The organism is Microbacterium sp. CPCC 204701 (genome assembly GCF_004010105.1).
Taxonomy (GTDB): Bacteria; Actinomycetota; Actinomycetes; order Actinomycetales; family Microbacteriaceae; genus Microbacterium.
The window spans coordinates 32,982-52,649 of record NZ_RRYE01000004.1; the positions used below are offsets into that span (position 1 = coordinate 32,982).

Annotated in this window: 19 protein-coding genes and 3 tRNA genes; 5 read left to right on the forward strand and 17 right to left on the reverse strand. The window is 66.0% G+C overall.

Annotated elements, in window-relative coordinates; all coding sequences use genetic code 11:
• Nucleotide 1: 1 nt before the first annotated feature.
• The 4 genes from dpdF to EIO58_RS18570 all read right to left on the reverse strand — a co-directional run bounded on the left by dpdF (nucleotide 2) and on the right by EIO58_RS18570 (nucleotide 6,739).
• A complete protein-coding gene (gene dpdF / locus EIO58_RS01080; RefSeq protein ID WP_127817850.1) occupies nucleotides 2-2,551 on the reverse strand; it encodes a protein DpdF in 2,550 nt (849 codons plus the stop codon).
• Nucleotides 2,538-5,780 carry a protein DpdE gene (gene dpdE / locus EIO58_RS01085; RefSeq protein ID WP_127817851.1) on the reverse strand — a complete coding sequence of 1,081 codons (3,243 nt, stop codon included), beginning with the start codon at nucleotides 5,778-5,780 and terminating at the stop codon, nucleotides 2,538-2,540. Before dpdE ends, dpdF begins: the two co-directional genes overlap by 14 nt.
• 490 nt (nucleotides 5,781-6,270) lie before the next feature.
• Nucleotides 6,271-6,345 (reverse strand) — tRNA-Arg (locus EIO58_RS01090).
• A 13-nt stretch (nucleotides 6,346-6,358) separates the two neighbouring features.
• Nucleotides 6,359-6,739, reverse strand: coding sequence for a helix-turn-helix domain-containing protein (locus EIO58_RS18570; RefSeq protein WP_164861462.1), 381 nt, complete (start codon nucleotides 6,737-6,739; stop codon nucleotides 6,359-6,361).
• 196 nt (nucleotides 6,740-6,935) lie between these two features.
• Here EIO58_RS18570 and EIO58_RS01100 point away from each other — a divergent pair, with 196 nt between their 5' ends.
• Nucleotides 6,936-7,193 carry a hypothetical protein gene (locus EIO58_RS01100; protein WP_127817853.1) on the forward strand — a complete coding sequence of 86 codons (258 nt, stop codon included), beginning with the start codon at nucleotides 6,936-6,938 and terminating at the stop codon, nucleotides 7,191-7,193.
• A 32-nt stretch (nucleotides 7,194-7,225) separates the two neighbouring features.
• Nucleotides 7,226-8,194 (forward strand): zeta toxin family protein, encoded by a 969-nt coding sequence (locus tag EIO58_RS01105; RefSeq protein ID WP_127817854.1) that lies wholly within the window; start codon nucleotides 7,226-7,228, stop codon nucleotides 8,192-8,194.
• 46 nt (nucleotides 8,195-8,240) lie between these two features.
• Here the strand turns inward: EIO58_RS01105 and EIO58_RS01110 are convergent, their stop codons facing one another.
• The 5 genes from EIO58_RS01110 to EIO58_RS01130 form a co-directional block, all read right to left on the reverse strand.
• Entirely contained in the window at nucleotides 8,241-8,459 is a 219-nt protein-coding gene (locus EIO58_RS01110) for a hypothetical protein (protein ID WP_127817855.1), read from the reverse strand.
• A gap of 395 nt (nucleotides 8,460-8,854) precedes the next feature.
• On the reverse strand, nucleotides 8,855-9,133 hold the full coding sequence (locus EIO58_RS01115) for a hypothetical protein (RefSeq protein WP_127817856.1): 279 nt from the start codon (nucleotides 9,131-9,133) through the stop codon (nucleotides 8,855-8,857).
• Nucleotides 9,130-10,035, reverse strand: a complete 906-nt coding sequence (locus tag EIO58_RS01120; protein ID WP_127817857.1) for a hypothetical protein — start codon at nucleotides 10,033-10,035, stop codon at nucleotides 9,130-9,132. Before EIO58_RS01120 ends, EIO58_RS01115 begins: the two co-directional genes overlap by 4 nt.
• Nucleotides 10,032-10,286, reverse strand: coding sequence for a glutaredoxin family protein (locus EIO58_RS01125; RefSeq protein ID WP_127817858.1), 255 nt, complete (start codon nucleotides 10,284-10,286; stop codon nucleotides 10,032-10,034). The genes EIO58_RS01120 and EIO58_RS01125 overlap by 4 nt, the downstream gene beginning before the upstream one ends.
• Entirely contained in the window at nucleotides 10,283-10,531 is a 249-nt protein-coding gene (locus tag EIO58_RS01130; RefSeq protein ID WP_164861464.1) for a helix-turn-helix transcriptional regulator, read from the reverse strand. Before EIO58_RS01130 ends, EIO58_RS01125 begins: the two co-directional genes overlap by 4 nt.
• Before the next feature lie 113 nt (nucleotides 10,532-10,644).
• Here EIO58_RS01130 and EIO58_RS01135 point away from each other — a divergent pair, with 113 nt between their 5' ends.
• Nucleotides 10,645-11,247: a hypothetical protein gene (locus EIO58_RS01135; protein ID WP_240658514.1), complete on the forward strand. Its 603-nt coding sequence runs from the start codon at nucleotides 10,645-10,647 to the stop codon at nucleotides 11,245-11,247.
• Nucleotides 11,240-12,367 carry a site-specific integrase gene (locus EIO58_RS01140; RefSeq protein ID WP_127817860.1) on the forward strand — a complete coding sequence of 376 codons (1,128 nt, stop codon included), beginning with the start codon at nucleotides 11,240-11,242 and terminating at the stop codon, nucleotides 12,365-12,367. The genes EIO58_RS01135 and EIO58_RS01140 overlap by 8 nt, the downstream gene beginning before the upstream one ends.
• Nucleotides 12,368-12,463: 96 nt before the next feature.
• Here EIO58_RS01140 and EIO58_RS01145 read toward each other — a convergent pair whose 3' ends face one another.
• Nucleotides 12,464-13,402 (reverse strand): hypothetical protein, encoded by a 939-nt coding sequence (locus tag EIO58_RS01145; RefSeq protein WP_164861465.1) that lies wholly within the window; start codon nucleotides 13,400-13,402, stop codon nucleotides 12,464-12,466.
• Nucleotides 13,403-13,503: 101 nt separating this feature from the next.
• Between EIO58_RS01145 and EIO58_RS01150 the strand changes: the two genes are divergently transcribed.
• On the forward strand, nucleotides 13,504-13,719 hold the full coding sequence (locus EIO58_RS01150) for a hypothetical protein (RefSeq protein ID WP_127817862.1): 216 nt from the start codon (nucleotides 13,504-13,506) through the stop codon (nucleotides 13,717-13,719).
• 166 nt (nucleotides 13,720-13,885) lie between these two features.
• Here the strand turns inward: EIO58_RS01150 and EIO58_RS01155 are convergent.
• From EIO58_RS01155 to EIO58_RS18575, 7 genes are all read right to left on the reverse strand, one after another.
• Nucleotides 13,886-13,977: transfer RNA gene (locus EIO58_RS01155), tRNA-Ser, on the reverse strand.
• A 78-nt stretch (nucleotides 13,978-14,055) separates the two neighbouring features.
• Complete coding sequence (locus EIO58_RS01160; protein ID WP_127817863.1) at nucleotides 14,056-15,381, reverse strand: LCP family protein; 1,326 nt, start codon at nucleotides 15,379-15,381, stop codon at nucleotides 14,056-14,058.
• Nucleotides 15,381-16,658 carry an LCP family protein gene (locus EIO58_RS01165; protein WP_127817864.1) on the reverse strand — a complete coding sequence of 426 codons (1,278 nt, stop codon included), beginning with the start codon at nucleotides 16,656-16,658 and terminating at the stop codon, nucleotides 15,381-15,383. Before EIO58_RS01165 ends, EIO58_RS01160 begins: the two co-directional genes overlap by 1 nt.
• A gap of 54 nt (nucleotides 16,659-16,712) precedes the next feature.
• Nucleotides 16,713-16,797 (reverse strand) — tRNA-Ser (locus EIO58_RS01170).
• A 205-nt stretch (nucleotides 16,798-17,002) separates the two neighbouring features.
• Entirely contained in the window at nucleotides 17,003-17,947 is a 945-nt protein-coding gene (locus EIO58_RS01175; protein WP_127817865.1) for an HAD family hydrolase, read from the reverse strand.
• Nucleotides 17,944-19,209 (reverse strand): serine--tRNA ligase, encoded by a 1,266-nt coding sequence (gene serS / locus EIO58_RS01180; protein WP_127817866.1) that lies wholly within the window; start codon nucleotides 19,207-19,209, stop codon nucleotides 17,944-17,946. The genes EIO58_RS01175 and serS overlap by 4 nt, the downstream gene beginning before the upstream one ends.
• A 73-nt stretch (nucleotides 19,210-19,282) precedes the next feature.
• On the reverse strand, nucleotides 19,283-19,668 hold a 386-nt coding region (locus EIO58_RS18575; protein ID WP_205789065.1), incomplete at its 5' end, for a hypothetical protein.

Consider the following 19,668-nt stretch of genomic DNA (forward strand, 5'->3'; position numbering starts at 1 on the left):
GTCAGAGTTCCTTCATAAGTGCGCGTACTGAGATCGAGTCTTGGGCGTCGCGTCGCGACCAGCCTGGCCGATCCGGGTTGGGAGTTTCCTTTGGTCCCAAGATGTATGACACGTCTCCCAAGTTATTGCGCTCCAGCGCCGCGTCAGGTATCTGGGGTTCGTCGAGGATGAACGCGACTGGCCCGGAGTACGACTGTGCGAGAGGCGCTACGGAAGTCGGGTCATCCAGCACGATCGGCGTATGCGCTGCGGCGCGCTGCAACTTCACGCCCGCTTGCGCGTTCAACCCGGCGAAAACGCGAACCTCACGTTGCGCCATCCGCACCAAGAGTGGTTCAACGTCTTCCCCGTCGTCATACCAGACAAACAGCGTCGGATTGTCTCCCCGCCACCTCGCCAATGGATCCGGCCGAGTCGAAGGCTCAGGCAGACTCGGAACCGGTTCGGCTGGATTGGGCGGGGCCGATGACGGATCACGGCGACAGGACGGACAACCCCTGCACGACGGCTGCGTGATGAGCAGGCCACCGCCGTGTGAGACCCGATAGTGCTTCGCGATTCGCCGGCCTACGCACTCTGCACCCGACGCGAGCCCTTGCGACGATGTCAGTGCATGGCGTTGTGCCTCTCTCACCTGGTCGCGAACCTTGCCCATCGCTGAAGTCCACCCGCTGTGGCTGAGGTGCTCGCCGTTCTTCAACTCAAACTCGATGTAGTCCTCGACCTGCTCGAAGAACTTGGCGCGAGCCTCCTCCACCTCGTCCACTGAGGCGAGAGGATCCGGAGTGAACTGGGGTACCCGCAGTTCGATGATGCCCGCCTGGGCCATGAGTGTGAGAGTCCTGACGTTCCATGCCGCGCTACGCCCGTATCCCTGGTCGAGGTGCTCCGGCAACTCGCTCTTTCGTACTCGGAAGCGAAGTTCAGTGAGGGCTACGCTGCCTCGACGCAGTTGCTCCCACCGCTTCCAGCCCACCTCGTCGCCAATCATCGTGACGTCACTCAGTCGTTCAGCGAGCCGATGGTCACCGGGGCCGATTGAGAGGTACGCGACGGAGGGCCTTCCATCCCGTCCCGAACGACCCACCTCCTGGTAGTAACGGTCAATCGTCTCGGGTAGACACGCATGGATAACAGTTCGGACGTTCGGCATGTCAAGTCCGAGACCAAACGCGGAAGTCCCGACCACGATGTCGTACCCGGTCGCGGCGCCTTCCGAGCCGCGCCACTGCTCCATTACTTTTCGACGCTGTTCGTCAGACGACTTACCCGTCACAGCACCGACTCGGTTGAAGCCGGCGTCGTTCAATCGTCGAAGCCATGCAGTGGCATCTTCGACCCTGGTGACGTAAAGAACCAGTGGGCGCGGAAGGCAACTGACTGCCTTGAGGACCGCTGCGAGTCGTGAGTCTTCCTCTGTATGCGAGTCGATGAAGTAGGCCGGCTCTGTACGGAGTTCCGAACCCCACACCACTTGCGCACGCGAGTCTCCGACAGAGAAGAGTGTCGTCAGCAGGTCGACCGGGCGTTGAGCGAGGGTTGCGCTCAGAAGGAGGACCGACGGCTTACGTCCCTGAGGCGCGTTGGCGTATGCGTCGCGAATTAGGCCCGGCATGGTCTGAAACTCTGGCCGGAAGTCGGTACCCCATTGATCGACGAGGTGAGCTTCGTCAATGACGACCTGTTGCAGCAATCCCGCTTCAGCACATGCGAGCATCGCCGGAGCGAGCCCCGACACGAACGCTTCGGGAGACGTGTAGAGAAGTCGCTGACTGCCCGATCGCACCGCCTCACGCAACTGAGCCTTGGTGTCGGCATCGAGCGAGCCGACGTAAGCGTACCGGCCGAGGGGGCTGAGGTGGATGCCCCGCTCGCGCGCCAATTCTTGGGTTCGGCGTTCCATGTCGAGAGCAAGCACGACGGTTGGAACGACGATGACTGTAACTCCGCTTGTGGACAGGAGAACTTTGCTCCACGCAACTGCTGTCTTGCCCCGACCGGTGGGGAGACAGATGACGAGCGAACCTTCGTCGTTCAGTACCGCTGCTCGGGCGGCCTGCCTCTGCGGCTCACCACGATACGTCGGATAGCGGTGAGCTTCCTTCCAGAAGGGATCGGCTTCGATGAGGCGTAACTCGTTAGGCTCGACGTCCTTATACACGTCCCGGACCTGACGCCGAGCGGCGTCCCGGCCGACGTTGCCGCCTTCGGGAGTTGCGGGGGGCTCCCAATCCAGAGCCCGGATGGACAGACGACCGTCCGCCAGTCTCGTCGCTTGACATTCAAGGTCTTCCCACTGAACCGCCGTGGGCCAAAGAGGAGAGTTTGGTACCGCAAGAACGCGATCGCCGCCATAAGTCTCCTCCGCAATGAGAAGCACCTGTCGGACGAGCGCCGCGACGTCGCGCCAACCGGACCTGCCGACCTCGAAACCGCTGAGCGCGTCCAGCAGGCGCCTACAGGCATCCGAGATGTCGAGGCCGCTTGCGGATACGACTTCGGGCCACCGTTCAAGTGCGGATTGTGCGGCCGAAATGTCATCGCTCGACATATGCCCCCCATGGCTGAGCCGAGACCACGACGCACGTCACGCCGCTCAGCCGGATGACGGGACTGACAACTCCCGCTTCGAGTGCTTGCCCAATCGCAACCTCAAACTCGAGTGCTGAAGGATCGCCCACCAGACCAGTGGCCTGCGCACGAGCCCGACTCTGCGCGATGACTATCTCGGTCTCGCGTCGCACCTTCAGCGCGGCTTGCTCGGAAACGACGGTGACGTCGTCGAGAGCCACGACGTAGCGCTGAGCCGCCTCGAAGCATGCTGTCGCGATGGGAGCGAGATTCTGCTCGCCACCAAGAATAGAGTGAAGCGCTGGAATCCGCTTGTAGTTCAGATTCTGATCCGGTCCGAGTTCGAAGGGGCGGTCCAAGTAGGCGATGAAGTTAAGGCTCGTTATGGGCTCCTGTGTGTTGACAGGAACCCACACCCGCCGGCGCTGCGGGGGAAACGCGGCATCCGCACGTCGACGCGCGACCGGTTCAACGATGGGGTCGCCTTCCAGCACCTGAAGCATCGGGTCGAGGTCCGCCTCAATAAGAAAGTCGAAGCCAAAGAACGTGAATGGATCGTTCGGCCAGCGCGGATCGAGTCTCCACATCGCCACCGCCTGCCCCCGGTCGTCCAGGTTAAGAAGGCTTTCGATGCCGTCAACGAATGGATTGCCGCGGCGGAAGAGTCTTTCGCCGGGATGCAAACGCCATCTGTCGAAGGAGCCCGTCCGCGCCGCATCGACAGACATCAATCGGGCAAGCAGACGCGGGCTGAACAGCGGTTGCTCCATCGGGTCCCGACCAAAGGTGAGGGTTCCGCCCTTGTCGCGCGACGCCGTCAGCCGGAAACCCTCTGCGCTCGTCACTAACCGAAGGTAGGCATCCTCGAGGTCGCGCGGACTCTCCTCGTACCGCGCGATCGACGCCGCGATCGACTCCCCATCGGAGTGGGTCCCGAAGCTCGACTCTAGAGCGTCCAGTTCGTTGATTCGACTCCGCTCCTTCTGGAGTTGATTCCGGATCCCGTCGCTTCGTTCGAGGAACGCCTCAACTCCGTCGGTCGCGCAGGCAGCCCATGTATCGAGCGCAATCTCGTCGGCTGCCTCCTGGAGAGCGGAGATCGAGTTGCTGAATATCTCGAATCCTGATGCGAGGAGTCGTAGCCAGGAGTCAAGGATCTCGCCGCGCTCACCCGCGACCACCACGTACTGCTGGGCGGGAGCGCTGTCGCCGTAGCGATCCACGCGACCGATCCTCTGCTCCAGCGCGTTCGGACTCCACGGCATCCGCGCGTGGAAGACGAAAGCCGCGTCCTGAAAGTTCTTACCGACTTCACCACTTTCATCGACAACCAGGAGCCCGCCCGAGGTGCGCCACTGAAACACCGCATGTTCACGTTGAGCCTCGGTTTGATCGCTAACGTGCGCGTGCACTCGGGATGCCCATCCGGAAGCATTGCGAACTGCCCCGACGAGATTCTCGGCCAGCGACCCACGCCCGCAGAATACGACCGCGCGAGAAGTTGAGTTCATACGGCCAACGAAGGCGCCAACGAGGGCGCCGAGGCCGTCGGAGATACTCAACGCCTTGAGTTGATCCAATACATGCGACTCAAACTCGTGGACGGGGGCAGCGTTCAGAATCGCGCGTTCTACCGGGTCCAGTGCAGAGTCGTCAAGGGCCGCCCCATGGCGATACTCCAGGATCGCGACGAGGTCGTTGACAGGCCCACCAACTCGCGAAGCCAATACTCCCAGCACGTGGCCGTAGAGCGCTGCGTCGATGCTGTCGTCAAGAATCGCGGCGGCACAGCCGGCCGCCCAATCTGCGACTGCCCGCGCGCCGGCCGTGTCCTCCATGCTCTCCTCGAGGCGGATAGCCTTCGGACGCGTCCGGCCGGTGAACTCGAACGGTGTCAGGAGTCCGTCATCGTCCAACTTCTGGCGAGCGATCTCATGACGCCGATTGCGAATCACACGGTGATGAAGTCGATAAGTCTCTGAGATGTGAGTGCGGACTGTCTCCACGGCTGTGCGGAGCGCATCTTCATCAACCTGCTGCGTGACATCGCCGTTCCTTTCGAAAACGGCCATCGCGCGTGCCATCGCCTCCCGCAGGACTTCGTCCCCGGGAATCAGTGAGCGAATCTCGTCGAACTGGAGCTCGAGCAACTCCGGGTTATCTGGGTCCGGGTCCGGGTCCAGGCCAAAGACGGCGAACGCGAGTTCGCGCCGCGCCGACAACAATTGCTCGAAGTGCTCCCGCTCCTCCCATCGAAACAACTGCGGATCCAGCAGGTGCAGCAGTGCGAGGTGCGTGGTGGCGCTACGAGCGAACGGGGTCGCAGAGAGCATAAGCACTCGAGGTGCGGCATGTGCGAGCCTTGCGAGTTCGGCGTATGGCCGCGTGTCCGGCGAGTTTGTGTTCGCCAGGAGGTGCGCCTCGTCGACCACCAGAAGTTCGACGTCCTGAAGGTCGTGCCAACGTGAGACTTCGGAGTGCCCCAAAATCTCGTACGGCGACCCACCGCGCCCAGTTGGGAAATCATCGAGATGGAACTTGCCCCGGAGTTCCGAGCGCCACTGGGCCATCAGCGCGTCCGGCACGATCAGTCCGATGCGTCGCCCGGGTTGGTCGATGAGCAACTGCCGCATGACAAGGCCGGCTTGAATGGTCTTACCCATGCCTACCTCGTCAGCAAGCAGGTAGCGCTGGACGGGGTCACGAATAATGCGAAGTGCGGCGCTGACCTGGTGAGCGTGAATCCGTACACCGGCCGACATGATCCCCGTAGCAGAGGCCGTCGCAGCCCGCTCCTCCAGCAGTAGACGTCGCACGGGCTCGCGGGCGTCCCGGTAACGGGGTGTCTCATTGGCTCCGCTCAGCAGAACCTGCAGCGGATCACGGGGCGTCTTGTCCCATCGCGTGTACAGGTGTCGTTCGTCGATCTCCACCCGCCCATCGACGTTCGGGACCTTGACGTAGTAGAACCCATCCCTCGCCCCGATCACTCGGCCGGCGCGCCAGCGTTCATCCCCATCCCGAAAGAAAACGCGGGTCTCCTCCTCAAGTTGGACCCTCCGAACGAGAGATATCGGCTTCCACACAGATTCTGCGCGAGGTTCGGCGGCCGACTCGAAGAAGTCAACCCTGACTTGCGAGTCCTCAGTCTGGCCAACCCGGCCGATGCCCGGTGCACCTGCGAAGGTGACGAAGCTTCCAACCCTCACTCAGCATCTCCCCAACCTGCAATGCGGCAGACGACCCGCCGACTCCACGCTCCCTCGCGTACTTGTGCCGCACCCAACGCTGGACTCTCTCCATCATCGTGCTATAAGCGCAAGCGCTTCCCCGACGCGAGCCTATACAACCGGATGGACATCCGTCCTCGCGGTGGTGCGTGAGTTGGCATTCGGGTCGCCAGAGTACGTGTGGGCCCTTGACGGCGAGAAGGACGTGCGTGAGTCGAACGAGCACACCTTCACCAAAATCGTCGGCGTCGCTGCCGGAGCCGTTGTCGGGCTGTGGTGCTCGGGTACCTCGCCAAGGATGGCAAGTTGCCGCTTACCCCCCCATCAGCTTGAACACTGCTTAGCCCGTCGCGCCTCGGTGCGTGTCAGCAGTGAGCGCTCGCCTTTGAGTCCTCCGGATGTCGTCGGTCGGAGCGGCTATATCCCACTGGGGTTGCGGCGCTTCGATGCTCGTGATCGAAACTCGATATGGTGCCCCCGGAGGGATTCGAACCCCCGACCCGCTCCTTAGGACGGAGTGGCTCTTCCACTGAGCTACGGAGGCCAGTCCTTCGATCTTACCGCTGAGTGTTTGACTCGATGAAGGCCGCCAGCGACGCTCTCGAGATGTACTTGCCTGAGCCAACCTTGGTGTACTCGATGCCGCCGTCCTTCATTAGGGCGTGCAGCGTGCCGTAGGAGATACCCAGTTCCATCGCGGCGTCTTTCAGCTTGAGCAGCATGGGCCCCGATGTGGACGTCTGGTTCGGATTCGACCCGCCAGATTCCGGCTGGGCGTCGACTACCTGCACCTCCGTCGCCTTCGTATCCCACCGGCCGGCGTAGGACCAGGGCGTGATCAGCTCATCCTTGACTTTCTGCGCGGCGGCTTCCTCGTCGGTGGCCCGCACCCAGAGTTCAGCCACCTCCACCTTCGTCACTACAACTTTGTAGCGCATGAGTCCTCCTGAGAACGGTGGCGGGCCCCGGGTTCGCCCCAGGGCCCGAGCAGCTCCGTCCTGCAAGCATGGTACTCCTCCGAGCGGTAGCGCACATCGGTGGACCACGTTCTGGGCGCGAGAAGCGTTCCACCTGTCGACCAGACTCGTAGCGGCCGTCCGAGGGAGCAGAAGTAGACTCGCGACCGGAGGTGCAGTGACGGACGAGCGATCGGCATGGCGGGCGAACGACATCGTCACGTACGACGCTGTCCGCGAGGCCGCGAACGCGGCGATCGCCGCGGTTCTCCGCCTGGCAGACGATGGCGCGATCCTGCACGAGAACGCGATCGCCGAGGCATCCGCAATCCGCCGTGAGCTTCTCGAAGTCGATGCCTATGACCGAACGGCGCTCGACGCGCTGCTCGTGCGGTTCAGTAGCCGCGCGGCGGAGCACTCGGGGTTGCCATTGTGACAGAGCCCAGGCCGGACGACGCCGCATTAGAGATGCTGTTCGAGAGAACGGTTGCCCCGAGCATATTCGGGGACACCTCTCCCGAGGATCGGCCGACGTTGACGCTCGTCTTGGGGCAGCCCGGATCCGGTCCGGGGCGCACCGCCCGCGGATTGCTTGCCGAGCCTCCAGCCACCGCGATCTTGAGTGCAGACGGTCTGCGGGCGTTTCATCCTTACTACATCGAGCTGTCGCGGTCGCGGTCAGACGAGGCGACGCAGATCCTGGCGGAGGCGACTGCGGCATGGCTGCGGGCCGGTCTGGCCTGCGCGCGGGCAGGTCGCCGGTCGCTGCTGCTCGAGGGCTCGTTCCAGTCGGCCCAGGTCGCATCTGCCACTGTGGAGCTATTCCAGCGGGAGGGGTATCGCACGCATCTCGCGGTGGCCGGCGTGCCGCGCGCGGTGAGTCTGCTGTCCGAGACCTCCCGCTTTCTGCTCGCTGACCTTGCCGGGAGGGCCGCCCGCTTCACCGACCGGGCAGCGCACGATGCGGCCCTCGAAGCGAACCGCGCGCTAGTCGCCGACCTCGAGGACGAGGCATCCGTCGACCGTCTTACCATTGTCGGGCGCTCGGGCGAGTGGGTCTTCGACTCGCGCCAGGTCGACGGGTTCGCGGGCGCGAGTCGTGCTCTCGCGCGTGAGCACGTCACTCCGCTGACGGGATCTGAAGGGATGCAGTGGCTGTCGGAGTTGCGCGCGTCGACGGATTATGCGCTCGAGGCCCGACGATTTCCGGCAAAGGTCGCGGAGATGCTGGCCACGCTGCACGAGATTGCGATTGCAGACGTGCTCCCTCGCCTTCCCCTGCCCGAGGAGTCGGTGGCCCGCTCGGGGGCGGAGGAGACTCTGAAGCGCCGGTTGGATGCGCTCCGCGCCGCGGCGCTGGCGGAGCGCACGCCGATCGACGTCGCCACGCCGAACGTCACGCCGCCGACGCCCGGCCCGGCCCTCGAGATTCGGTGATTGGTCCTCGAGCGTTATGTCTCGTCAACTGCGGATCGACCCGTAGCTAGAACAACGTCGAGACGTAGGCCGACGCATTTCCGACGACAGCCGCGACGGCGATCGCGACCGCGGCGGCGATTGTAGTCACGACCCCGAGCCGAAGGGCACCACGAAGATTGGCGCGCGCGGCTGCCAGCGCCGTCGCCGGCAGAGTTACGACGACGATGACGCTGCAGACCGCGACGACGACGAGCGCGACGGTCAGAGCGATCTGCCCGGTCATATCCGCACCTCCCTTCGCGAACCTGGCTTCAGTGTGATCCGGGGCGCCGACATCGCCCACTCCGCCGCTGATTGGGACGGGCTGCGAAGGGACAGCGGCGGTACCGCGCGGTTCGTCCTCCCGCGCGAACCGCAGCGCAACTCCGACCCCGCCTCGCCGGCACAGACCCCGCTTGTAAGCCCGCTCTTCACCATCCCTCCGACAGCGGCGCACAGAGCGGTCGGGGTCGGCGCAGTGCCGGGACGTGGAGTAGCGGAGGGAGCGCAGCGAGTGAGCATACGCCGCGAAAGCCCGGAACGGAGCCGATCGCGACCGCTACACTCACGGCCTTCGGAGGGTTGGCCGATCGTGTCGCGGTATTCGCGCCGCTGTGCGATGCGCGCCCAGCTATTGCACTACTCATCGGCGAGCGCACTGAGGGACCGCACGAGCTCAGCCCGGTGCCGCGAGGGGTCGAGGATCGTCGCAGCGACAAGCACACGGACCGGCAGCCCAGGGTCTACTCCGTCTAGCGGCGCTAGGCACCACCGGTGGTCGTCCTCGACGCGGTAACCGGGATCGGCATCCGTCTTGCCGGGATGCCAGGTGAGGGCGCAGATCGCAACCCGGTAGAGCACGGCCTCGGTCTGTGACCGATCGATGAGCGGCGTGCTGGTTTCGCTGACGGTGTTCATCGGTTCATTCCCATCTGGTCTTGCCGGAGTAATTGCGGGTGCGGCGCGGCGGGGTCGAGGTGGTGAGTGCGCCGCGGTGGTTCACGGTGCCGAAGCCGCTCGTTGATCTGGCGGCCAATCGCATCGAGTCGTGCTTCCTCGATCTCTTCGGGCGTCATGGGGGGCTTGGGTTTCGGGCCTGGCCGGACTCGAGCGAGTTCCTTCTCGAGGCGCCCGAGTTCGTACTTCTGCACGGAGAGGTGATGTGCGGCGCGGGCCCTCAGGCAGTCCCGCTTCCAAGCCGCCAGCAGCTCGGGAGGCGTCTCGATTGACCCGAGGGCAGCCTTCAGCTCGGCATCCGTCCACTCCCGACCGAAGAACGCGTCGGCGGCCGCGCTGTTGGCGAAGCGCTCGTCATCGTCGACGCGATGCAGCCGTCGCACAGGAAGACCGGCTTCGACGCGGCGTTTCTCGCGGTCCCTCCACCGTTGCTGCGCGGCGAGCTGCTTCTCCTTGTTCGCCGCGTAGTAGGCCCGTCGGCGGGACCGTTGCTCCTCGGGGTTCCGAGCGTATGCCTCTCGTCGCCGTTGACGACGCTCCTCTGCATCGGCTCGGTACTTCTCGCGGAGGCGGGCATTCACCTCGTCCCGATGCTTGTCTCGCCATCGCTTGGTGCGGGCACGCTTTCCCTCGCGGTAGGCGTCGGGATCCCTCTCGCGCTGTGCCGCTCGATATTGCCGCTGGTACTCGAGCAGCTCCTCACGGTGCTGCGCGTAGTAGTCGCGCTGGTACTGGCGCCGCGCCTCTCGGTGCTGCTTCTCGCGGTTGTAGAGCCGCGCCTGGGCGCGCGCGATCTGGAGGCGCACCTCCTCTGCCTCCTGCGCAAGGCGGTCGGCGGGGTCGTCCGATGGAGTGCCGCTCATCGCGCGCTCGCGATCCGTTCGGCGAGTTCCTTTATCTTGAGCGGCTGGAATCCCGACCAGTGGTGGTGATCGTCGATGACCACCACCGGCGCCCGCGAATAGCCGAGATCGTCGGTGACGTACTCGCGGGCGGCGGAGTTGGCAGGGTCGGCGAGATCGACATCCGAATGAGGGATGCCGGCGGCATCAAGAACCCGCTTCGTCATCGTGCACTGCACACACGCGGATCCTGTCGTGTAGACCGTGATCATCGGCGGAACCCTCGCGGAAGGGTGTCCCCGGTGCTCCGGTGCGTCTGCGCTTCCATCCATGCGTTGACGTCGGAGAGCTTGTAGACGACGGTGCGACCGAACTTCAGATACTTCGGGCCGTCGCCGGTGCGCCGCCACGAGCCAAGTCGGCTGAGTGGGATGCCAGGCAGCGCATCGGCGAGTTCCTGCGGCGTAAGGAAGGTGTGCTCGGGATCGTCCGAGTGCACCTGCATGATTGTGACCATCGTCCACCTCCAGCTGCGCATGGTCCACGTTGTTGAACATGAGTGAAGCACTATATGCTACTCTTGGCAAGAGGTTGGTGCGAAAGTGCCGCGCGGTTAGACAGACTGAGGGGGTGAAGGTCGACGTGACAACTCTCGAAGGCGCACCCGTCGCGGCACAGGATGCGACGCAGCCCATCGGGTCCGCGCTGCGCATTGCCCCGGGATTCATCGCGACGACGGTCGATGCCGATCTCGGCGTATCGACAGCCGTGACGGCCCGCTACGTGGAGAGCGAGGGCCGCTACGTCATCAAGGGCGTCACAAACACAGCCATCCGTGAGGACGTGGAGCTGAACTATCCAACGGTGGCGAAAGTCGGTATGCAGGCGATCGTGCAGTCGGCGGCGCCGCGCTGCATCTTCCTGACCCTCGACGACGAGTCCGATCCGCTCGCCCGATGGATCTCAGTCGACGAACTGACAACGTCGAAAGGACGGATGCTGCCACCCCAGCTCGCGGCGGAGGTCGTGCGTCGCGGGTCGAGCGAAGCGCGGATGCAGGTCATCGAACTGCTGTACGGATCCGCGGCGCTTGCTGGCCTGCCGCCGGCGAAGCTGATCCAGGCGGAGCTCGGCGTCCCGCACCGGACGGCGTCGTCGTGGATCATCGCGGCTCGCGCAGCGGGGCGCCTCGCGGGTATGAACTACAACGCCGGTCGACCGGCCGGTGGGTAGCGTTCGCCCGTACACAACCGTAAAGGGCAAGCGGTACGAGGTCCGCTACAAGAAGCCCGACGGGTCGCATGGCGGCAAGCGCGGCTTCCAGCGCAAGCGGGATGCCGAGCTGTGGCTTGCCGAGATCGAGTCATCCCGTGCCAAGGGTGCGTACATCGACCCTCAAGCCGCGAAAGTCACGGTCGGAAGCCTGGGGCCAGCGTGGCTCGAGGCCAAGCGCGCAATGATGAAACCCTCGTCGTTCGCACCAATCGAGACGGCCTGGCGGCTGCGAGTGGAGCCGACATGGGGCCGGTGGGAAGTCGCGGCCATCAGGCACACGGACGTTCGCGCGTGGGTGGCGAAGTTGTCTAGCGAGATCGGAGCCACCGTCACGATCCGGACTTTCGGGGTGCTGGCCAGCGTCCTCGACGATGCGGTCTTTGATGGGCGCATCTCCTCGAACCCTGCGCGCGTCGGACGGATCGGTCTGCCTAAGAAGACTAGAGGCCGTCACGGGTACCTGACCCACGATGAGGTCCTGCGACTCGCCCAGCACTCGGGCGATCGCGCGTTGCTCGTTCTCCTGCTCTCCTACACGGGCATTCGGTGGGGAGAGGCGACCGCGCTTCGCGTCGGCGACATCGATGCGGCGAAGGGACGTCTCCACATCCACGCGAACGCGGTGGAGGTGCAAGGAAAGATCCATGTCGGCACGACGAAGTCGCACAAAGGACGGCTCGTGCCTGTGCCGGCCTTCCTCGTTGAGGAGTTGCTCGCGGCCACTGCGGGTCGTTCTCGTGATGCTCTCGTGTTCTCCGCGCCCGATGGCGGTTACATGCGCCGGACCCGCGCCAGCGATGGATCGAAGTCCTGGTTCAAGACCGCGCTGACGAAAGCTGAGCTGCAGCCGATGACGGTGCACGATCTGCGCCATACAGCAGCGTCGCTGGCAGTGCAGTCCGGCGCGAACGTGAAGACCATTCAGCGGATGCTCGGGCATACGTCGGCCGCGATGACGCTCGACGTCTACTCGGACCTGTTTGAAGACGACCTGGATGCCGTGTCGGCGGCGCTAGATCGTGCAGCCGCGAAGGCCGGCGTGCGGGCACTGTTTGACAGCAAGGCGCCGACGGCCTGACGCGAAAGCGACGCTCGAGTAAATGTCGGCGGATGGTTCAAGGCTTCGCATGAGGAGTGATCGAGAGACGGCCCGAATCAGGCAAACTTGTCGGCGTTAGCTGTTGCTCGCGTTATCACCTCCCGATGCAAGGGCTTCTGGCAGTCCGAGGCTCGGACGCACTGGATACCACGTCTGCAACTCAACACGCTGCGGTTGCGTCCTCCGGAACCAGCTCGGCGGACGCCCTGCACTTCTAGCTCGTTGCCAACCGACGAGCGACCCCACTATCGCTCCGGCAGCCACTGCTACGGGGAACGCCCTCATCCCCCCGCCGAGGGCCGCAATCCCTGCGCTCACCCCGACATACTTCGGGTCCCAGTTGTTCGCAATGCCCGAGGGCTCTGCCCCAAGCACGCCCGCAACCCTATCGATGAAGGCCGCCTGCGTTGAGCGTTGGACATCCGCGCTGTCCTGCTCTGCGACGACAGGTTCTGCATCGACGTCCCGCGCCGACAACAGCCATCGCTGAAAGTTCGCGTCCTGCTGATCTTCGCCCCAGACCGACGAGTACACCGCGCGCACTTGCGATATCGGGAAGAACTCGGGAAGAAAGTCGAAGGCGGCAGTAGTCCGCACGAGCTGCTGGCGCCAATACCCCAGCAACGCAGACACCTCAGCTTCCGGTGGGTGGGTCCTCGCGTCGGCACGACCTTGTACCAGGCGCGTCCACCGATTGGCTCTTCCGTCCAACTCAGAGGCGGCGATCGGAAGAACAGCGCTGAATAGTAGATTCGGCGCACCTGCCGAGTACTCGACGCCGACGTTCTCGAGTCGCTGGACGCGACGCCTCAGAACCGGATCCTGATCGATCTCTCGCGGCAAGACCCCGGCGAGCATCCGACGCACTTGCGGGATGACGTGCTCAGCGTCTTCGACTTCCTCGGACAACAGCCCCCGCTCAGAACAGAGGACCGAGACCGCCATTGGCGACAGCGCAGCGTCTCCTTCTGGTCGCAGGGCGACGGGCAAGAGGGTCACTCGCAACTTCGCCACGGGCGCTATGGTACTCCTTTATTGCGAATCTGACTCATTGGTGTATATATTTGTCACATCGACAAGATTGATGATTCAAATCTCAAGATCAAGGAGCAGACATGTCGAACACGGGAAAGCTTGCGGTCGCGTTTCTTGGCGCCGGCGGCGCCCTCGGTCTGGCGGCGATCGCGGAGTCGCCGACAGGTCGGCAAGCCCTGATCGGCATGATCGAGCGAGCGGGGATCCGCGAGGCACTCCAGACCGTCGCGGAGAAGGTCGCCCTCGAGTTGGTGGCCGCCGCGTTCGGAGGCCGACCGGGAACCATCTCGGCCTGACCGCTGCGGTGACCCTCCGGAGCCGCCCCCAAGGCGCTCACCCCAGGCGCGGTGCTGTGACGCGAAGCGCGCGCACGTTTACGCGTTCCTTACGCAAACCGCGAGTTCTGGGAGAATGCCACGGCCGCGATCCCAGTGTTTCCAAGGGATCGAGGGGGAGAACTTGTGGCGGAGACGGAGGGATTTGAACCCTCGGTCCCCTTACGGGGACTCCACCTTAGCAGGGTGGTGCACTAGGCCTGACTATGCGACGTCTCCAGGCGTCCGAACGGCCGTGGCCGACGAACACACCTGGCAATCATAGCCGCTGCGCGCGCGAGCGCAGAACCGACGGGATCAGTTCTCGGGCAGGGTGCAGGTGGTCTGCTTCGCCGTCTGGCCGGCGATCTCGGACGGCAGTTCGACGCGCTGCTCGGGAGCGGGAGCGGCCGGGTCTGTCGGAGCGGCGGCATCCGCCGAGCCCTCGGCAGCACCGGTCGCCTCGGGCGCCGGCGTCGCGACGGGTGCGGTCTCCTGCGCGACCTCCCCTGTCACCTCGACGCCGAAGCCCTGGCTCGCATCTCCGGTCAGCGTCAGCGGCTGGTTGGCGGCGAGCGCGGCGAAGAGAGAGTCCGCGGCATCCCGAACCGGCATCACCCGGGTGCCGCCGTCATCGGAGGCGTACCGCGTCGGGTACTGCACGAACACGATGTCTTCGAACGGCACGTCCTTGACGGCCATCGCGATCTGCACCATGAGCGTGGGGTTCGTCAGGCCTGAGCTCAGCACGAGCTGGCCCTGCTGCACCTGGCTGATCGCGGTGGTCGCAAGATTGAGCAGCCGGCCCGGGTCGGCGAGCACCGAGTCGGACTGCAGCTTGCGCACCATCGACGACATGAACTGCTGCTGGTTCGAGATGCGGCCGAGGTCGGAGCCGTCGCCGATGCCGTGCCGGATGCGCAGGAACTGCAACGCCTCGACGCCCTGGAGCGTATGCGTACCGGCGGTGAGGTTGAGGCCTGTGTGCCGGTCGCTGATGTCACCCGCGACGCAGACGTCGACGCCGCCGATGGCGTCCGACATGTTGATGACGCCGGTCCAGCGGATCGCCGCGGCGAAGTGGATCTTCTCGCCGGTCAGCTCCTCGACGGTGAGCACGGTGCACGCGAGCCCGCCGTACATGTATGACGCGTTGATCATCTGCGACGACATCGCCGAGTGGTTGCCGCCGCCATCCTCCCGGGGGCACGACGGGATCGGCACGAGCATGTCGCGCGGGAACGAGACGACGGTCACGCGCCGCGGCTCGTCCGAGATGTGCACGAGCATCGTCACGTCGCTGCGCTCGCCCGGCGAGTCGTCGTCGGCGCACCGCGGGAAGAGGGCGACGTCCTGCCCCTCGCACGAGTCGGAGCCGACCACCAAGATGTTGACGCCGCCTTCGATCGCGCCGAGCGACGGCGGGAGCGGCTTGTCTTCGTCGAGCACCACGGCGTTCGCGGTGACTGTCTCTGCGGCGTTCCAGACGCTGTACGCCGCGATGCCCGACGCGCTGAGGCCCACCACGCCGAGCACGACACCCAGCATGGCCAGCATCGTGACGAACGGATGCCGCGTCGGCAGTACGCCGTGACGCGCGAGCGGTGCGCGGTCCTCGCTCGAGGACCGGTTCTGCTCCGCCATCAGCCGTCGGCCCTGAGGTTTCCGGCCGAGCACGTCTGGTCGGCGGCGGACTGGCCGGGGATGTCGTCGAGCGGCACGGCCGTCTCGGTCGGCGCCGGGGTGCCGGTCGCGGACGGATCCGGCGCGGTCTCGACGGGCTGCTCGGTCGGCTGCGGGTCGACCGTCACGACACCGCCCGTGTTGTTCTGGTCGTTCGTGAGCTCGATGGGCTCGTTCGCGGCGAGCGCCGCCCACAGCTTGTCGGCGAGCTCGTAGTGGGGCACCACTCGGTTGGGGTCGGCAGGGTCATCGACCACGGGATACTGCACGAAGTTGATGTCTTCGAACGGCACACCCCGCACTGCCATCGCGATCTGCACGAGTGTCGACGCGTTGGCGAGCGACTGGCTCGGGGTGATGTTGTCGACGGCAGTCGTCGCGAGCCGATACAGCGCGGCGGGGTCGGAAAGGACCTCTTCGCTCACGAGCTTGCGGGCGAGGCTCGACATGTACTGCTGCTGGTTCGAGATGCGCGCGAGGTCGCTGCCGTTCTCGAGACCGTGGCGCGTGCGGAGGAACTGCAGCGCCTCGACGCCCGAGATGGTCCTCGGTCCGGCGGGCCAGTCGATCGCGGTGTGGGGATCCCGGATGCCCCCGTTGCCGATGCAGACGTCGACGCCGCCGATCGCCTCGGTGATGTTGATGACGTTGCCGAAGCTGACCTTGGCGGCGAACGGGATGTTCTCGCCGCTGAGGTCGGAGATCGTCTTCGCGGCGCATGACAGGCCGCCGCGACTCCACGCCTCGTTGATCTGCGATTTCGACGTCTCGGGGCTCACCGACCCGTCCTCGCGCGTGCACGACGGCAGCGGGATCATGAGGTCGCGCGGGAACGACACCACCGTGACACGCCGCGGGTTGTCGGCGATGTGCACGAGCATGTTGACGTCGTTGAGCTGGCCCTCGGCGTCAGGGCCCTTGCAGCGGTCGCCGAAGATCGATGCGTACTCCGGTTCGCACTCGTCGGTGCCGACGAGCAGCAGGTCGACGCCGCCCTCGATCGCGCCGATGTCGGGCGGGACGGCGCCCTGGCCCTCGAGCTCGACGCCGCCGTCGGCGAAGCTCGCGGCGAGGTCGTACGCGGCGTACGCGGCGACGCCGAGACCCGACACGAGCGCGACGGCGATCACGACGCCGAAGATCTTGAGGATCGTTCCGAACGGATGCGGAGACGAGAGCTCACCGTGGCGTGCCACCGTGCGGCGGCTGCGCCTGGGGTGCCTGCTCGTCTCGCTCACTCGGTTCCTCTCGGGATGCTCTCGCGTGGTCCACCCCTCCGGACTCGTCTTCAGCGGAGGGTGTGGGATTCGAACCCACGGGACATCACTGCCCACTGGTTTTCAAGACCAGCTCCATCGGCCGCTCGGACAACCCTCCCGACCGATCCCACCCAGAGGGCGGCATCCGTCGAACAGGCGTCGAGTCTAGCCGACAGCACTGTCGGCCCATTCTTCCAACCACGGCTGTGCAAGCTCTGAAAGGCGCACCGGATGCCGCTGAACGCGCGCGTCGACAGGCTCAGCGACGGAACCTCGGTCTTGAGCGAGCGAGACGAAGGGCGCTCGCTCGACGACCGGACGGGTCAGAGGGCGCGGAGCACGGCTGCGACTCCGCCGGCCTGCACCGACGCGGTGGTCTCGCCCGCGGCGTCCCGCACCTCCTGCGGGCCCTGCTCCATCGCGATCGCGCGCCCGCCGTTGTCGAGGGCCCAGCGGAACATGCCGAGGTCGTTGCGGCCGTCGCCGATCACGAGGACGTGCGCCGGGTCGATGCCGAGCTCGGTGCGCACGCGCTCGAGGCCGGTGCTCTTGTCGACGCCCTGCGGGGCGATGTCGAGCCACGCCGTCCAGCCGACGGCGTACGACACCTGGTGCAGCCCGATGCGCGCGACGAGGTCGACGAAGTCCTGCTCCTCCTGCTCGGGCGCGACGACGACCACGCGGCACACGCGCTGCGCGCCGAGCTCTTCGAACGGCACCAGTCGTGCGGAGCTGAGGTTCCAGTCGTCGAGGTGCTCGGTGTACAGGCGCGCGCCGTCGGGGAGCTCGACGAGGTACCGCGCGTCGGGCAGGTGCTCGCGCAGCAGCGTGAGCACCTCGTGCGGGTCGAACGTCTCAACGTGCCAGCGCTCGTACTGCGGCTCGCCGCCGGGGTTCGCGGCGCCGATGCGCTTGAGCACGACCGCCCCGTTGGAGCACACCACGAACTCGGGTGCGATGTTGAGCGCGAGCAGGATGCCGTGCGTGCCCTCCCAGCTGCGCCCGGTCGCGAACATGACCTCGTGACCGGTGCGGTGCGCGTGCTCGACGGCCTCCACGACCCCGGGGCTCAGGGACTCGTCCTCGAGGATGACGGTGCCGTCGATGTCGAGCGCGATCAGCAGCCGCGCGACGACCGTCGGGGCCGCGGAGGTGTCGCGAGCGAGCTCCTCGACGACATCGGCCGCATCGTCGCGTTCGACGAGATCGATCTCGCCGGTGTCAGGCAGGCGCGCCTCGGCGGACGAGTCCGCGGCAGCCGGCGTCACGCGGTCGGCTCCATGACCTCGAGGCCGCCGAGGAAGGGCCGCAGCACCTCCGGCACGGCGACGGATCCGTCCGCGCGCTGGTGCGTCTCGAGCATCGCGACGATCCACCGCGTGGTCGCGAGGGTCCCGTTGAGGGTCGCGACGGGCTGTGTCCTGCCCCCGTCGGGACGGTGGCGGATGTCGAGCCGACGCGCCTGGTAGGTCGTGCAGTTCGACGTCGACGTCAGCTCCCGGTAGGCGTTCTGCGTCGGCACCCAGGCCTCGACGTCGTACTTGCGGGCCGCGCTCGACCCGAGGTCGCCGGCGGCCACGTCGATCACGCGGTAGCTGAGGCCGAGGTCCTGCAGCATGCGCTCCTGCAGCGCGACGAGTCGCAGGTGCTCGGCCTCGGCATCCTCCGGAGTCGTGTACACGAACATCTCGAGCTTGTTGAACTGGTGCACGCGGATGATGCCGCGCGTGTCTTTGCCGTACGAGCCCGCCTCGCGGCGGTAGCAGGTCGACCACCCGGCGTAGCGCTTCGGGCCGCGCGACAGGTCGAGGATCTCGCCCATGTGATACCCGGCCAGCGGCACCTCGCTCGTGCCCACAAGATAGAGGTCGTCTTCTTCGAGGTGGTAGACCTCGTCGGAGTGCTGGCCGAGGAAGCCGGTGCCCCGCATGACCTCGGGCCGCACCAGCGTGGGCGGGATGAGCGGGGTGAATCCGGCCTGCAGCGCGCGATCGAGCGCGAGGTTCATGAGCGCGATCTCGAGGCGCGCGCCGATGCCGGTGAGGAAGTAGAAGCGGCTGCCCGACACCTTCGTGCCGCGCTCCGTGTCGATCGCGCCGAGAAGCTCGCCGAGCTCGAGGTGGTCACGCGGCTCGAACGAGAACGCCGGCTTCTCACCGTGGGTGCGCAGGGTCACGAAGTCGTCTTCGCCACCCGCGGGAACCCCGTCGATGACGATGTTCTCGATCCTGGCGAAGGCGGCGTCGGATGCCTCTTCCGCCGCGGTCACCGCGTGCTGAGCCTGCTTGACCCGCTCGCTGAGCTCCTTGGCCTCGGCGACGAGCGCCGCCTTCTCTTCTTTGGGCGCCTGCGCGACACGCTTGCCGTGCGCGTTCTGCGTGGCGCGGAGCTCTTCGAACTCCGTGATCGCGGCCCGCCGCGCGCGGTCGGCCTCGAGGGCGGCGTCGACGGTGTCGGGCGACTCGCCCCGCGCCGCCTGCGAGCGCTTGACCAGCTCGGGATGGTCGCGGAGAAGCACGGGATCGATCACCCTGCAAGCCTAGTCGGCGCCTGCGGAGCGGCGTCCGGCCGAATGCGGTGAAGCGCGTCACGCGACGGGCCGATCACTGGGGGTTCATCGCTTCCAGCAGCACCGTGAGATCCGCCAGCTGCGCCTCGACCTCCGCGCGCCGGGTCTGCGCCTCCGCCTCCGCTGTCTCCAGCGCGGATCGGCGGGTGGCGTGCGACGCCCGGGCTGCGTCGAGCGCGGCCAGACGCTGCGCGAGGACCTCGCCCAGCAGGCCGCTGAACGTCGTGCCGTCGGCCTGGGTCCAGGTGCCCGTCCACTGCCCCCGCTCCGATTCGGGGATGGCGTTGTAGTGGTCGGCGTCGGCGTTGTACGCCGTCCGCGCCATCTCGTGGGCGCGCATGTCCGCGTCGAGCTGCGCGCGCTCCGCCGCGTTGGCGGCCTCCGCTGCGGCGAGCGCGTCGCGCGCCGCGACCGCCTCCG

Coding starts and splice junctions, on each gene's coding strand:
- EIO58_RS01150 (WP_127817862.1), top strand. CDS start 13,504: ATGTCGAACACGGGAAAGCTTGCGGTCGCGTTTCTTGGCGCCGGCGGC.
- EIO58_RS01125 (WP_127817858.1), bottom strand. CDS start 10,286: ATGATCACGGTCTACACGACAGGATCCGCGTGTGTGCAGTGCACGATG.
- dpdF (WP_127817850.1), bottom strand. CDS start 2,551: ATGTCGAGCGATGACATTTCGGCCGCACAATCCGCACTTGAACGGTGG.
- EIO58_RS01130 (WP_164861464.1), bottom strand. CDS start 10,531: ATGGTCACAATCATGCAGGTGCACTCGGACGATCCCGAGCACACCTTC.
- EIO58_RS01115 (WP_127817856.1), bottom strand. CDS start 9,133: ATGAACACCGTCAGCGAAACCAGCACGCCGCTCATCGATCGGTCACAG.
- EIO58_RS01105 (WP_127817854.1), top strand. CDS start 7,226: ATGCTGTTCGAGAGAACGGTTGCCCCGAGCATATTCGGGGACACCTCT.
- EIO58_RS18570 (WP_164861462.1), bottom strand. CDS start 6,739: ATGCGCTACAAAGTTGTAGTGACGAAGGTGGAGGTGGCTGAACTCTGG.
- EIO58_RS01110 (WP_127817855.1), bottom strand. CDS start 8,459: ATGACCGGGCAGATCGCTCTGACCGTCGCGCTCGTCGTCGTCGCGGTC.
- EIO58_RS01120 (WP_127817857.1), bottom strand. CDS start 10,035: ATGAGCGGCACTCCATCGGACGACCCCGCCGACCGCCTTGCGCAGGAG.
- EIO58_RS01160 (WP_127817863.1), bottom strand. CDS start 15,381: ATGGCGGAGCAGAACCGGTCCTCGAGCGAGGACCGCGCACCGCTCGCG.